Origin of the sequence: Variovorax frigidus (assembly GCF_051216515.1) — a bacterium.
GTDB lineage: Bacteria > Pseudomonadota > Gammaproteobacteria > Burkholderiales > Burkholderiaceae_C > Variovorax.
Map to the genome: position 1 here is coordinate 353,779 of NZ_JBPJZF010000002.1, position 13,025 is coordinate 366,803.

At 68.3% G+C, this 13,025-nt stretch carries 13 protein-coding genes; 4 read left to right on the top strand and 9 right to left on the bottom strand.

The features are described 5' to 3' along the window. Window positions 1-80: 80 nt before the first annotated feature. Window positions 81-410 carry a DUF1090 family protein gene (locus tag ACSFBC_RS06920; protein WP_435509571.1) on the top strand — a complete coding sequence of 110 codons (330 nt, stop codon included), beginning with the start codon at window positions 81-83 and terminating at the stop codon, window positions 408-410. Between the two features lie 58 nt (window positions 411-468). Here ACSFBC_RS06920 and hisC read toward each other — a convergent pair whose 3' ends face one another. The 8 genes from hisC to rpsP form a co-directional block, all read right to left on the bottom strand. Beyond that, window positions 469-1,548, bottom strand: a complete 1,080-nt coding sequence (gene hisC, locus ACSFBC_RS06925) for a histidinol-phosphate transaminase (protein ID WP_435509572.1) — start codon at window positions 1,546-1,548, stop codon at window positions 469-471. A 13-nt stretch (window positions 1,549-1,561) separates the two neighbouring features. Then, a complete protein-coding gene (locus tag ACSFBC_RS06930) occupies window positions 1,562-2,563 on the bottom strand; it encodes a CobD/CbiB family protein (RefSeq protein ID WP_435509573.1) in 1,002 nt (333 codons plus the stop codon). A gap of 79 nt (window positions 2,564-2,642) precedes the next feature. Next, window positions 2,643-6,596: a trifunctional transcriptional regulator/proline dehydrogenase/L-glutamate gamma-semialdehyde dehydrogenase gene (putA, locus tag ACSFBC_RS06935; RefSeq protein ID WP_435509574.1), complete on the bottom strand. Its 3,954-nt coding sequence runs from the start codon at window positions 6,594-6,596 to the stop codon at window positions 2,643-2,645. A gap of 187 nt (window positions 6,597-6,783) precedes the next feature. Next, complete coding sequence (locus ACSFBC_RS06940) at window positions 6,784-7,515, bottom strand: CoA pyrophosphatase (protein ID WP_435509575.1); 732 nt, start codon at window positions 7,513-7,515, stop codon at window positions 6,784-6,786. A gap of 144 nt (window positions 7,516-7,659) precedes the next feature. After that, a complete protein-coding gene (gene rplS, locus ACSFBC_RS06945; protein WP_435509576.1) occupies window positions 7,660-8,049 on the bottom strand; it encodes a 50S ribosomal protein L19 in 390 nt (129 codons plus the stop codon). A 129-nt stretch (window positions 8,050-8,178) separates the two neighbouring features. After that, on the bottom strand, window positions 8,179-8,925 hold the full coding sequence (gene trmD, locus ACSFBC_RS06950) for a tRNA (guanosine(37)-N1)-methyltransferase TrmD (protein ID WP_435509577.1): 747 nt from the start codon (window positions 8,923-8,925) through the stop codon (window positions 8,179-8,181). A 13-nt stretch (window positions 8,926-8,938) separates the two neighbouring features. Beyond that, window positions 8,939-9,505: a ribosome maturation factor RimM gene (rimM, locus tag ACSFBC_RS06955; protein WP_435509578.1), complete on the bottom strand. Its 567-nt coding sequence runs from the start codon at window positions 9,503-9,505 to the stop codon at window positions 8,939-8,941. A 20-nt stretch (window positions 9,506-9,525) separates the two neighbouring features. Beyond that, on the bottom strand, window positions 9,526-9,789 hold the full coding sequence (rpsP, locus tag ACSFBC_RS06960) for a 30S ribosomal protein S16 (protein WP_140843145.1): 264 nt from the start codon (window positions 9,787-9,789) through the stop codon (window positions 9,526-9,528). A gap of 228 nt (window positions 9,790-10,017) precedes the next feature. Between rpsP and ACSFBC_RS06965 the strand changes: the two genes are divergently transcribed. Both ACSFBC_RS06965 and ACSFBC_RS06970 read left to right on the top strand, forming a co-directional pair. Continuing rightward, window positions 10,018-10,542 carry a GNAT family N-acetyltransferase gene (locus tag ACSFBC_RS06965; protein WP_435509579.1) on the top strand — a complete coding sequence of 175 codons (525 nt, stop codon included), beginning with the start codon at window positions 10,018-10,020 and terminating at the stop codon, window positions 10,540-10,542. Window positions 10,543-10,553: 11 nt separating this feature from the next. Beyond that, the gene (locus ACSFBC_RS06970) at window positions 10,554-11,000 is read left to right on the top strand and encodes a TM2 domain-containing protein (RefSeq protein ID WP_435509580.1); all 447 of its coding nucleotides are present in this window, start codon (window positions 10,554-10,556) and stop codon (window positions 10,998-11,000) included. A 153-nt stretch (window positions 11,001-11,153) separates the two neighbouring features. On the opposite strand, the gene ACSFBC_RS06975 is transcribed toward ACSFBC_RS06970, so the two are convergent. Continuing rightward, window positions 11,154-12,110, bottom strand: coding sequence for a LysR family transcriptional regulator (locus ACSFBC_RS06975; RefSeq protein ID WP_435509581.1), 957 nt, complete (start codon window positions 12,108-12,110; stop codon window positions 11,154-11,156). Between the two features lie 110 nt (window positions 12,111-12,220). Between ACSFBC_RS06975 and ACSFBC_RS06980 the strand changes: the two genes are divergently transcribed. Continuing rightward, window positions 12,221-13,015: an SDR family NAD(P)-dependent oxidoreductase gene (locus tag ACSFBC_RS06980; protein ID WP_435509582.1), complete on the top strand. Its 795-nt coding sequence runs from the start codon at window positions 12,221-12,223 to the stop codon at window positions 13,013-13,015. The last annotated feature ends 10 nt before the right edge of the window (window positions 13,016-13,025 follow it).

The following is a 13,025-nucleotide window of genomic DNA, read 5'->3' on the forward strand; positions in this document are numbered from 1 at the left end:
GCCAGCGCGGGTTGGCCTTGCCCTTGATGTGCAGGACAGAATGAACTTGGAAGTGCGTGGTGTGTCGTACAAGGACAGCTATGCACCGCCTCCCCTACCTTCTTGTCATTTCGATCCTGCTCGCGACTTCGGCCTTGGCTCAGCCATCGGGCCCGGTCAATGAAACCGGATGCAGAGACGAAGAGCTCACGCTCATCCAGGAGATGGAGGTCGCTCAGGCCAGAGGCCGCATGCTGCAACGACGGCAACTCGCCGACCAACTGGCAGCGGTCCAGGTGCGCTGCGGAACGCTGCCTCCGGTGCAAAGCCGCGAAGCCGGCATCGCGCGGCTGCAGCAGGAAATCGCGGCGCTGCGAAAAGAGCTCGATCGCGCGGAGACGGAACTGCGCAAGTTGAGACAAGGGCTTTGAGGGAGTGCTCCTGACGTGACAGCTTCGCCCCGCGCCGGTGGCCCCGAGAATCGGGAAACTAGCCCAGGATCGCGGCCAGCGCATCCACCAATTGGCCGCACTGCGCGCGCGTGCCGATGCTGATGCGCAGGTAGCTGTCGATGCGCGGCTGGCGGAAATGGCGCACCAGCACCGCGCGTTCGCGCAAGGCGGCGGCCAGCGCGGCAGCATCGTGCGCCGGATGCCGCGCGAACACGAAGTTGGCCTGCGAGGGCAGCACCTCGAAGCCGAAGTCTTCGAGCTGCAGCACCAGCCCTTCGCGCGTGTCGATGACGGCGTCACGCGTTTGCTTGAACCAGGCTTCATCCTGCATCGCGGCGATCGCGCCGGCTTGCGCAAGGCGGTCGAGCGGGTAGGAATTGAAGCTGTTCTTCACGCGGGTCAGCGCATCGATCAGCGACGCCTGGCCGCAGGCGAAGCCCACGCGCAGGCCGGCCAGCGAACGTGACTTGGACAGCGTCTGCACCACCAGCAGGTTCGGATGGCGATCGATCAGCGCCAGCGCGCTCTCGCCGCCGAAATCGACATAGGCTTCGTCGACCAGCACCACGCGCGACGGGCAGGCTGCGAGCAGCCGCTCGATGTCGGCCAGCGGCAGGCCGGTGCCCGTGGGCGCATTCGGGTTGGCGATCACCAGACCGGCGCAACCCTGGGCCGCGCGCGCCGCGAGCGCATCGACGTCGATACGCAAGGCTTCGTCGACCGGCTGCAGCACGCAGTCGATGCCGTAGAGCTGCGCATAGACGCGGTAGAAGCTGTAGGTGACGTCCGGGAACAGCAGCGGCTCGGCCTGTTGGAAGAAGGCGAAGAAGGCATGCGCCAGCACCTCGTCGGAACCGTTGCCGACGAACACCTGCGCAAGCTGCAAGCCGTGGCGGGTGGCGATGGCTTCGCGCAGATCCTGCGACTCGGGGTCCGGATAGCGCTCGAGACCATGGGCCGCCGCGGCCTGGATCGCGTCGAGCACGGCGGGCGATGGCGGGTACGGGTTCTCGTTGGTGTTGAGCTTGACCAGCCCGTCGATGCGCGGCTGCTCGCCGGGCACATAGGGCTGGAGCGCGCCGATGCGTGGACTCCAGAATGAAGGGATGTCGGTCATGCAGGCGCGGGCTTCAACCCAGCAGGCGCGCGAGCGTGAGCAGCGCCAGCAGCACCATCCACATCACGACCGAGCGCCACACCAGGCCCACCACGCTGCGCAGGTGCGCGAGATCGGGCTCGCGGCCGCCGGTGCTGCCATCGTCGTGCTCGGGATCGGACCCGTGCGTGTCGCCCGCCTGCGCGTGGGTGAGTGCATCGCCGGCGTCCAGCGGCCGCAGCGTGCCGCCGCCGAGCCGGACATTCACCGCCCCCGAGGTGGCGGCCAGGATCACGCCGTCGTTGGGGTCGGGGAACCGCTTGGCGTCGTTGCGCCAGCAATCGATCGCATCCTCGAAACTGCCGACCACGGCGAAGCCGAGCGCGGTGATGCGTGCGGGCAGCCAGTCGGTCAGGCTCCAGGCACGGCGTGCGGCCTGCTGCACCGAGACGCTCGAGGGCTGCACCGCGGCGCCGTCCTTGTGGGTCCAGTAGCGCGCGACGAATTCACTCATGCGATAGAACACCGCGCCGGCGGGGCCGAGGCCGAGCGCCGCGAGCACCGAGAACCAGGCCAGCACGCCGAACACGTGGCGGTGCGCGGCGATGACCGAATGCTCGATCACGTGGCGCACGATCTCGCTGCGCGGCAGGTCGGCCGCATCGGCATGCTGCCAGTGCGCGAGCAGCGAACGCGCGAGCGGCTGGTCGCCGTCTTCGAGCGCGTCGCGGATGCCGGTGAAGTGATGGCTGAACTGGCGAAAACCCAGCGTGATGTAGAGCATCGCGACACTCCACAGCACCGCGAAGGGCAGGCCCAGCGTGAGCACCAGCAGCCAGTGCACGCCCAGCGTGAGCAGTGTGGGCACGAACACCGCCAGACCCCAGGCCACCCAACCGTGGTGCGACTTGCCGGCATCGAAATTGCGGCTGGTCCAGCGCGTCCAGGCCAGCACCGCGGCATACACCGGGTTGTGGACGGTGAGCGGCCGCACCTGTTCGATCAACAAGGCGCACAGGATGGCAAAGAAGCTCATCGGCCGATGATAGCGAGTCGCTTTCGCGCATCGCCCTGGTTGACGGGAATCGCTGCCCGGTCGGTCGCACGTTGCAGGTTCAACCCACGCTCATGAGACTGGCGTTGCCGCCGGCCGCAGCGGTGTTGACGCTCAAACTGCGCTCGATCAGCAGGCGCTCGAGCACGATCTCGGTCTTGCCGGGCGCCAGGCCCTGCAGGTTGACGATCGGACCCGCGCGCTGCGCCAGTTGCTTGCTCACGCCGCGCAGCTGGTCGGCGTCGCCGTGGTAGATCACCGCGCTGAAGTCGCCTTCACGCGTCCAGTCGCCGATCCAGCCGATCGCGTCGCGCACCGAGGCCGGCAGGCGTGCGGCCAGCGCACGTGCCGCCGCGGTGTCGGGGCAGGCCGGGCGCGCACCGACGGCCAGCACGGCCGCGAGTTGGCACAGCAGGTCGGCATCGGACGCGGCCAGGCACAGCACCGCTTCGCGCGCCGACAGCCGGTAGGTGTTGCGTTCGCCGGTCGGGCCGTCGAGAAGCAACTCGGTGCCGGCCAGCGACTGCGCCGCGTATTGCGCGCAGAGCCTGGCGAGTTCCGGCTGGACCGGGTCGCTCCACTGCGCCAGCGCCGCCAGCAGCGGGCTGTGCGCCGCATCGACCGCATGGCCTTCGACCGCGGTGCCCACGGCCGGCCGCAGGCTCGCGAACACGGCCTGTGCGGGTGCGCTCGACAGCAGCCGGTAGAGGTAGAGCGGGCCGCCCGCCTTGGGGCCGGTGCCCGACAGACCTTCGCCGCCGAAGGGCTGCACGCCCACCACCGCGCCCACCATGTTGCGGTTGACGTAGAGATTGCCGACCTTGGCGCGCGCCACGATCTTGTGGATGGTCTCGTCGATGCGCGAGTGCACGCCCAGCGTGAGGCCGTAGCCGCTCGCGTTGACCTGTTCGAGCAGCGCATCGAGTTCGCTGCGCGCATAGCGCAGCACATGCAGCACCGGGCCGAAGACCTCGCGCTCGAGCTCGTCGATGCGCTCGATCTCGATCAGCGTGGGTGTGACGAAGGTGCCGCGTGCCGCGTCGTCGCCGTGGACGCGGGCGGCCTGGAACACCGGCCGGCCCTTGGCACGCATCGCCTCGATGTGCTGCAGCAGCGACTGCTGCGCCTCGCGGTCGATCACCGGGCCGATGTCGACGTCGAGGTGCTCGGGGTTGCCCAGCGTGCATTCACTCATCGCGCCTTGCAGCATCTCGAGGGTGCGTTCGGCGATGTCCTCCTGCACGCACAGGATGCGCAGGGCGGAACAACGCTGGCCGGCGCTGTCGAAGGCCGAGGCGACCACGTCGGTCACGACCTGCTCGACCAGCGCGGACGAGTCCACGATCATCGCGTTCTGGCCGCCGGTCTCGGCGATCAGCGGGATCGGATGGCCCAGCGCGTCGAGGCGCCCGGCGATCACGCGCTGCAGGATGCGTGCGACCTGCGTCGAGCCGGTGAACAGCACCGCCTGCACGCGCGCATCGGCCACCAGCGCGGCACCGACGACTTCACCGGTGCCCGGCAGCAGTTGCAGCACGCCAGGCGGCAGGCCGGCCGCGTGCAGGATCTGCACCGCCTGCGCCGCGATCAGCGGGGTCTGTTCGGCGGGCTTGGCCAGCACCGTGTTGCCGGCGGCCAGCGCCGCGGCGATCTGGCCGATGAAGATGGCCAGCGGGAAATTCCAGGGGCTGATGCAGACCACCGGGCCCAAGGGGCGGTGGGTCTTGTTGCTGAAACCGGTGCGCACCTGGGCCGCGTAATAGCGCAGGAAGTCGACCGCCTCGCGCACTTCGGCGATGGCGTTGGGCAATGTCTTGCCGGACTCGCGCACCAGCAGGCCCAGCAGCGGCTGCATGCGGCCTTCGAGCGTCTCGGCGCTGCGTTCGAGCATGTCGGCGCGCTCGACGGCGGGCGTGGCCTGCCATATCTGGAAGGCGCCCTGCGCGGACTGCAGCGCGCGTTCCACGTCGTCGGCCGTGGCCTCCTGCACCTGGCCCACCACGTCGTCGTGGCGCGCCGGGTTGCGCACCGGCTGGCGCACGCCCGGGGCCACGGGCTGCGCGAGCATCGGCTGCGCCAGCCAATCGCAGTTGGCCGTGTGCAGCAGCGCGCTCGAGAGCGAGGCCAGCCGCTGCTCGTTCGACAGGTCGAGGCCCGCTGCGTTGGCACGGCCGGGGTACAGGTCGCGCGGCAGCGGAATGCGCGGGTGCGGCAGGCCGGTCCGGCCTTCCGCGAGGCCCTGCGCCTCGACCGCCTTCACCGGATCGGCGACCAGCGATTCGATCGACAGGCTCTTGTCGGCGATGCGGTTGACGAAGGAGGTGTTGGCACCGTTCTCCAGCAGCCGGCGCACCAGGTAGGCCAGCAGCGTCTGGTGGCTGCCCACGGGCGCATAGATGCGGCAGGGGCGGCCGAGCCGGCCCTCGTCGAGCGGGCCCACGACCTGGTCGTACAACGGCTCGCCCATGCCGTGCAGGCACTGGAACTCGTACTGGCCCTCGTAGTAGTTCTGGCCCGCGAGGTGGTAGATGGCGGCCAGCGTGTGCGCGTTGTGGGTGGCGAACTGCGGGTACACCGCTTCGGGCGCCGCCAGCAGCTGGCGCGCGCAGGCCAGGTAGGACACGTCGGTGTGCACCTTGCGGGTGTAGACCGGGTAGTCCTCGAGGCCGTCGATCTGGGCGCGCTTGATCTCGCTGTCCCAATAGGCGCCCTTCACCAGCCGGATCATCAACCGGTGGCGGCTGCGGCGTGCGAGGTCGATCAGGTAGGCGATCACGCCCGCGCAGCGCTTCTGGTAGGCCTGGATCACGAAGCCGATGCCGTTCCAGCCGGCCAGGCCGGGCGCGTGGCACAGGCGCTCGAGCAGGTCGAGCGAGAGCTCGAGCCGGTCGGCCTCCTCGGCGTCGATGTTGAGGCCGATGTCGTACTTGCGCGCCAGCAGCGTCAGCGTGAGCAGGCGCGGGTACAACTCGTCCATCACGCGCGGATACTGCGCGCGGCTGTAGCGCGGATGCAGCGCCGACAGCTTGATCGAGATGCCCGGGCCGCGGTAGATGCCCGCGCCCGAGGCCGCCATGCCGATGGCGTGGATGGCCTGCTCGTACGAGGCCATGTAGCGCAGCGCATCGGCGTCGGTGAGCGCGGCCTCGCCCAGCATGTCGTAGGAGTAGCGGAAACCGCGGGCCTCGAGCTTGCCCGCGTTGGCCAGGGCCTTGCCGATGGTCTCGCCGGTGACGAACTGCTCGCCCATCAGGCGCATCGCCATGTCCACGCCCTTGCGCACCACGGGCTCGCCGCCGCGCGTGAGCACGCGGCCCAGCGAGTGGCTCAGGCCCGATTCGTTGTGGGTGGACACCAGCTTGCCGGTGAACATCAGCCCCCATGTCGCGGCGTTGACGAACAGCGAGGTGCTCTTGCCCAGGTGCGGCTGCCAGTTGCCGTTGCTGATCTTGTCGCGGATGAGCGCGTCGCGCGTGCCCTTGTCGGGGATGCGCAGCAGCGCCTCGGCCAGGCACATCAGCGCCACGCCCTCCTGCGAGGACAGCGAGAACTCCTGCAGCAGGTTCTGCACCACGCCCGCGCGGCCTCCGGCCTGGTGGCCGCGCAGCTTCTCGGACAGCTGGCAGGCCAGGCGGTGCGTCGCGGCGGCCATGTCGTCGGGCAAGCGCGCCTGCGGCAGCAGCATCGCGACCTGCTCGGCCTCGGGGCGGCGATAGGCCGCGGTGATGGCCGCGCGCAGCACGCTCTGCGGCAGCACGTTCTCCGCGAAATCGAGGAAGGGCTGGTGCGCGGCTTCGGGCTCGGCCGCGAGGGACGGGTGTTCCGCGCCGTGGAGCGCGGACGGCGCGCCGCCGAACACCTCGTCGAGCGGCAGACCACGCTCCAGCCGTTCGAGGTGCGAATAGATGGACTGCTTGATCAGCCAATGGGGGGTGCGGTCGACCTTGAGCGCGGCCTTCTTGAGGCGCTCACGAACGCTGTCGTCCAGCTTCACGCCGAGTGTGGTCAGGGACATGGAATGGCTTCGTCGAGATGGGGTTGCGACGAATGTAGGGCAAATACCCAGAGAGGTGCAACCCGATTTACGCGAAGGTGCAACCCGCACGCCCGCAGCCACATGCAAAGAAAACGCGCGCCGAATCCGGCGCGCGTTCTGCCGATGGATGCAGGCGGGCCTTCCGAGGCTCGCCTGCGCTCGCTCGTCAGGCCACGAGGAAGCGGTAGAGGTTGCGCAGCATGCCCGCCGTCGCGCCCCAGACGAAACGCTCCTGTGCACCGTCCTGATAGGGCATCGAGAACCATTGGCGTGCGTTCAGGCCCTCGCCCACCATTTCATGGCGCCGATGGTTGGCCGGGTTCATCAGGTGCGACAGCGGCACCTCGAAGGCATCGGCGACTTCCGACGGACTCAGCGTGAGCCGAAAACCCGGCTGCACCAGCGCGATGACCGGGGTGACGATGAAGGAGGTGACGGTGGTGTAGGTCGGCAGGCTGCCCAGGACCTCGATGTAGTCGGCCGACAGCCCCACCTCTTCCCAGGCCTCGCGCAGCGCGGCGGCCGCGATGTTGGCATCTTCCGGATCGACCCGACCGCCCGGAAATGCCACCTGGCCCGAGTGCGTGGTCATCTGCGACGCACGCTCGGTCAGCAGCACCATGGGCTCGTCGCGCATCACGATCGGCACCAGCACGGCCGCCTGCGCGGGCGTCCGGTTGCCCATGCGCGGCTCGCGGCGCAGTTCAGGCGCCCAGACCGGCGGGCGCGCGAAACGCGCGCGCAGCGCCAGCGCCGTGAGCTGGTCCGCCGCCACCGCCGGCAGGTCGCCGTCGACACGGATCACCGGCACGTCGCGGGGCTCGAACGAGGCCAGCGACACGGCGTTGATCGGTTCGATGGGAGCGAGGGCTTCCAGGGCGGCAGAGCGAGAGGTCAAAAGGTTCTCCGGGACGGAACGAAAGAGAAGATGGCAGCGCCGGTGCGGCACGCCATTGAACATAGGCCAAGTGCCACACGCAAGCAGCGCGCCAATGCAAAAAGCCGCCAGTAACGGCGGCTTTTTTCACGACAAGGCGACTGCTTACTGTGCAGCTGCTGCGGCCGGCGTGTTGCGCTTGCCCGGCAGCTTTTCCTTGATGCGTGCCGAACGACCGCTGCGCTCGCGCAGGTAGTACAGCTTCGCACGACGGACGTCGCCGCGGCGCTTGACTTCGATGCCGGCGATCAGCGGGCTGTAGGTCTGGAACGTACGTTCCACGCCTTCGCCGCTGGAGATCTTGCGCACCGTGAAGCCGCTGTTGAGGCCACGGTTGCGCTTGGCGATCACGACGCCTTCGTAGGCCTGCACGCGCTTGCGGCTGCCTTCGACGACGTTGACGCTGACGATGACCGTGTCACCGGGCATGAAGGAGGGAATGATCTTGCCGAGGCGGGCAATTTCTTCCTGCTCGAGGGTTTCGATGAGGTTCATGATTTCCTGATAGTCGATCGTGTGGGCTGCACAAAAGGCGCTTTTGGCTTTCAGGGGCTCACGTGGAAGAACCAAGGAGAACCGGAACAGACCGAAGCGCGGCCAGACAGAGGATCGGGGAACCGCGGATTATAGCTTTTTTTGCAGCGCTGCCAAATCGGCCTTGGTCAGGCGACCCGCATCGCGCGCCGCCTCGACCAGTTCGGGCCGCCGCGCCGCCGAGATGGCCAGTCGCTGGTCGCGTCGCCAGCGCTCGATCTGCACGTGGTGGCCCGACATCAGCGGGGCCGGCACGGCCTGGCCGTTCCAGTGCTCGGGCCGCGTGTAGTGCGGGCAGTCGAGCAGGCCGTCGAGCGCGGGATTGAAGCTGTCCTGCACATGGCTGGCCTGGTCGCCCAGCACGCCCGGCTGCAGCCGCGTGACCGCATCGAGCAGCGCCATCGCGGCGATCTCGCCACCCGAGAGCACGAAGTCGCCCAGGCTGATCTGGTGCGTGACGCGGGCGTCGATGAAGCGTTGGTCGATGCCTTCGTAGCGACCGCACACCAGCACCGCGCCCTCGCCCGCCGCCCAGGCTTCGACCGCCGCATGGCGCAGCGTCTCACCGATGGGCGAGAACAGCACCACCGGCGCGGGCGCCCCGCGCGCGGCCAGCGCTGCGTCGAGGCAGGCCGACAGCGGCTCAGCCATCATCACCATGCCCGGACCGCCGCCGAAGGGGCGGTCGTCGACACGGCGGTAGTTGCCCTCGGCAAAGTCGCGCGGGTTCCAGAACACGACCTCGACCTGCTTGGATTCGTAGGCGCGCCGCGTCACGCCGCTGGTGAGCAGCGGCGCAAACAGTTCAGGGAACAGCGTGAGGATGTCGAAGCGCATGGCGACGACGCACTCAGTAGTCGGGCTGCCAGTCGACCGTGATCAGACGACCCGCCAGGTCGACCTTGTCGACGAAGGCGGAGACGAAAGGCACCATGCGCTCGACGGGCTTGCCGTCTTGCTCGAACTCGAGCACCAGCGTGGTCTGCGATCCGCCCGAGAGCAGCTCGCGCACCGTGCCCAGCACCACGCCTTCGCGGTTGACCACGTTCAGGCCGATCAGATCGACCCAGTAGTACTCGTCGTCACCCGCCGAGGGGAAGCTCGAACGCGGGACGAACACGCGCGCGCCGCGCAGCGCCTCGGCCGCATTGCGGTCGGGCACGTCGGGCGAAGTCGCGACGATGCAGTCGGAATGTTCCTTCGCCTCGCGGATCGCGAGCCGGAAGGCGCCGGTGCGCGCAGGCGCATTCACCGGACCGGAAGGCTGGATGAACCAGCGCTTCGAAGAGAAGAGCGCCTCGGGTTGGGCGCTGTGGGGCAGGACCTTGAACCAGCCCTTGATGCCCCAGGCATCGGCGATGCGTCCGACCTCGATCGCATCCGCCGGCAGTTCGGCGGCTTCGAGTGTGGGCAGCATCGCCTTGACCGGCTGGCAGCTTAGGCTGCAGCCTTGGGAGCAGCTGCAGCAGCTTGCTTGATCAGGCGGTCGACCGTCGGCGACGCTTGGGCGCCAACGCTCTTCCAGTACGTCAGGCGGTCCTGAGCGATACGGATGCTTTCCTCGTTTTCCTTCGCGGTCGGGTTGTAGAAACCCAGACGCTCGATGAAACGGCCATCGCGGCGAACGCGCTTGTCCGACACGACGATGTTGAAGAACGGACGGCCCTTGGAGCCGCCGCGGGAGAGTCGAATGACGACCATGATTTATCCTTCGGGTGGTGCAGCAAACCCGAAAGGGTCGCCCACAGAGTTCTTCCAGCGTCGAGACACGCGACATGGCCACCCGGCCAGCGACACGCTGAAAAGCCCACGATTATAGCGCGTAGGCTTTTTTTGCCGACTGTTATCTGTGTCGATGGGCTCAGTCAGGTGCTTTTGCGTATGCTTTCGCCCTTCCCAGTACCGTCTGCGCAACGCCTGCGCCTCCCCATGACCCTGATCCTCCGCCCCAGCCGCGACGAAGACGTCGCCGCCATCGCCGCCATCTACGCGCACCACGTGCTCACCGGCACCGGCACCTTCGAGACCGAAGCCCCGAGCGAGGCCGACATGGCCGCGCGCCGCGCCGACGTGCTCGCCAAGGGCCTGCCCTACCTGGTGGCCGAGCGCGACGGCGAGGTGCTCGGCTTCGCGTACTGCACCTGGTTCAAGCCGCGCCCCGCCTACCGCTTCTCGGCCGAGGACTCGATCTACCTGGCCGAGGCCGCGCGCGGCCAGCGCGTGGGCTCCCAATTGCTGACCGCGCTGTCGCAGGCCGCCGAAGCCGTCGGCGTGCGCAAGCTGATCGCGGTGATCGGTGACTCGGCCAATGCCGGATCGGTCGGCGTGCACCGCGCGCAGGGCTTCACCCATGTGGGCGTGCTCAAGGACTGCGGCTGGAAGTTCGGCCGCTGGCTCGACGTGGTGCTGATGGAAAAATCGCTCGGCGTGGGCAGCAGCACCGCGCCCGAATGAAGAAAGACCGAATGAAGAACAAGACCCTGGCCGCCTGGCTCGCCTTCCTGGGCGGGCCGTTCGGCCTGCACCGCTTCTACCTGCACGGACTGGGCGACACCCTGGGCTGGCTGCTGCCGATCCCGACCGCGCTGGGCCTCTACGGCATCGAGCGGGCGCGCATGTTGGGCCTGGACGATGGCCTGAGCTGGGCACTGGTGCCGCTGCTGGGCTTCACCATTGCCGGCTGCGCGCTGACGGCCATCGTCTACGGCCTGACGACGCCGGAGAAATGGAACGCACGCTTCAACGCTTCCGCACCGGCCGATGCCGCGCCCGGTCGCACGGGCTGGATCACCATCGGTGCGGTGGTGATCTCGCTGCTGATCGGCAGCACCGTGCTGATGGCCAGCATCGCGTTCAGCTTCCAGCGCTACTTCGAGCATCAGGTCGAGGAAGGTCGGAAGATCTCGCAGTAGTCAGGCTCGCCCCCAGGCTCCGCGCACCTTGGCCCGTCCTGAGCTTGTCGAAGGGTGTCGCTTCGCCTTCCCCCTTCCGGGGGCCACACCAGCGGCCCGGCAAAGCCGGTTCCGCGGTGTCTCTGGCGAAGCCCCGGAAGCCCCGAGCGCGTATCACGCCGACTTGGGGCGCGTGCGGCGCGTTGACGGCGGCAGCACCCACTCGGACTGCCGCTGGATCAGCGCCCCCGCCACTGTGCGCACTTCCTGCATGGCCTGCTGCGCGATCGCCGTCGACGTGCCGGCACGCCGCGTGACGATGCCGACGGAGCGCACCGGCCCCTCGACGATCTCGCTGACCCGCAGGCCGCGCAAGGTGAGCAGCGGCGTCGTGCCCAGATAGGGCAGCACCGCGATGCCCAGTCCCTGCTTGACGAAGCCCGCGATGGTGCCGACCTGGTCGAACTGCATCTTCGGGCGAAACTCGATGCCGCGCTGCAAATAGGCCGCGCTCATGTAGCGCATGGCGGTGCTGGAATCGGTCATGCTGATCAACGGCAGGTCGACCATGTCATCGAGCCGCATGCGCTCGGCCACCCGGGCATGCCACCGCGCCGAGGACAGCAGCACGAAGCGATCGCGCAGGATCTCCTCGTAGTGCACGTCGGGATGCGACGGCGCGACGGAAGCGATCGAGAAGTCGACCTGGCCGTCGATCAGGCGTTGGATCGACGCGCCGTTGGAGCAGTCGTGGATGGTGATCTGCGGGTCGACATAGCAGACCTCGAGCGCGCTGCAAGCGGCGGGCAACAGCACGTTGGCCAGCGAAGGCAGCGACGCGATGGCCAGTTGCTTCGACGCACGCTCGGCACTCGTGCGCAGACGCTCCAGACCCGCATCGAACTCCCCGATCACGCCGCGCGCCAGCGCCGCCAGCCGCTCACCGCTCTCGGTCAGCTTGACGCTGCGCGTGCTGCGCTCGAACAGGCGCAGGCCCAGTTCCTCCTCGAGATCCCGGATGGCCTTGCTCAACGAGGGCTGTGTGACGAAGAACTGCTCGGCGGTGCGGCTGAAGTTCAGCGAGGCCGTGAGCGCCAGGAACATGCGCAATTGCCGTGGGGAGACATTCATTCCTCCAGTCTATCAATCCATAGCTCGAAAGAATTTCACAGATCAATGCAGGCTCCCTAGGATGGGCCGGCGCAGGGCAATGCCGCCCTGCGGACCGACAAGGAGACGACGTGCTGGATCTGAAGAACAAGGTGGCCCTGGTCATGGGCTGCGGGGCCGTGGCCGAGGGCTGGGGCAATGGACGCGCTACCGCGGTGCTGTTCGCGCGCCAGGGCGCACAGGTATTCGGCACCGACCTCAAGCTGGAGGCCGCACAGGCCACGCTCGACATCATCGAATCCGAAGGCCACGAAGGCGTGGTGCGGCAATGCGATGCCACACGCTCGGACCAGGTCGCGCAAGCGGTGGCCGAATGCATCGAGCGCTTCGGCCGCATCGACATCCTGGTCAACAACGTGGGCGTGTCGCAGCCGGGCGGGCCGGTCGACATGGACGAAGAAGTGTGGGACGCGCAGATCCAGGTCAACCTCAAGGGCGCGTTCCTCGCGTGCAAGCATGTGATCCCGCACATGCAGCGCCAGGGCGGCGGCTCGATCGTCAGCATCTCCTCGGTGGCCGGCCTGCGCTACGTGGGCAAGCCGCAGGTCGGCTACGCGGCGGCCAAGGCGGCGCTGATGCACTTCACGCGCACCAGCGCCGTGATCCACGCGCCCGAACAGATCCGCATGAACTGCGTGGTGCCCGGCCTGATGCACACACCGTTGTTCGAAGGCCTGGCCGCCAAGTACGCCAAAGGCGACACCGAAGGCTTCACCGCGCACCGCAACAACCAGGTGCCGATGAAGCACATGGGCACGGGCTGGGACACAGCCCACGCCACGCTGTTCCTCGCCGCGGACGAGAGCCGCTACATCACCGGCACCGAGATCGTCGTGGACGGCGGCCTCGTGGCTGCCACGCGCTGAGCGACTCGGC

Excerpts from the sequence above, each read along its gene's own strand:
- putA (WP_435509574.1), bottom strand. The coding sequence starts at position 6,596 with ATGTCCCTGACCACACTCGGCGTGAAGCTGGACGACAGCGTTCGTGAG.
- rimM (WP_435509578.1), bottom strand. The coding sequence starts at position 9,505 with ATGCTGCCCACACTCGAAGCCGCCGAACTGCCGGCGGATGCGATCGAG.
- ACSFBC_RS06970 (WP_435509580.1), top strand. The coding sequence starts at position 10,554 with ATGAAGAACAAGACCCTGGCCGCCTGGCTCGCCTTCCTGGGCGGGCCG.
- ACSFBC_RS06930 (WP_435509573.1), bottom strand. The coding sequence starts at position 2,563 with ATGAGCTTCTTTGCCATCCTGTGCGCCTTGTTGATCGAACAGGTGCGG.
- trmD (WP_435509577.1), bottom strand. The coding sequence starts at position 8,925 with ATGCGCTTCGACATCCTCACGCTGTTCCCTGAACTGTTTGCGCCGCTG.
- ACSFBC_RS06975 (WP_435509581.1), bottom strand. The coding sequence starts at position 12,110 with ATGAATGTCTCCCCACGGCAATTGCGCATGTTCCTGGCGCTCACGGCC.
- ACSFBC_RS06965 (WP_435509579.1), top strand. The coding sequence starts at position 10,018 with ATGACCCTGATCCTCCGCCCCAGCCGCGACGAAGACGTCGCCGCCATC.
- rpsP (WP_140843145.1), bottom strand. The coding sequence starts at position 9,789 with ATGGTCGTCATTCGACTCTCCCGCGGCGGCTCCAAGGGCCGTCCGTTC.
- ACSFBC_RS06920 (WP_435509571.1), top strand. The coding sequence starts at position 81 with ATGCACCGCCTCCCCTACCTTCTTGTCATTTCGATCCTGCTCGCGACT.
- hisC (WP_435509572.1), bottom strand. The coding sequence starts at position 1,548 with ATGACCGACATCCCTTCATTCTGGAGTCCACGCATCGGCGCGCTCCAG.
- rplS (WP_435509576.1), bottom strand. The coding sequence starts at position 8,049 with ATGAACCTCATCGAAACCCTCGAGCAGGAAGAAATTGCCCGCCTCGGC.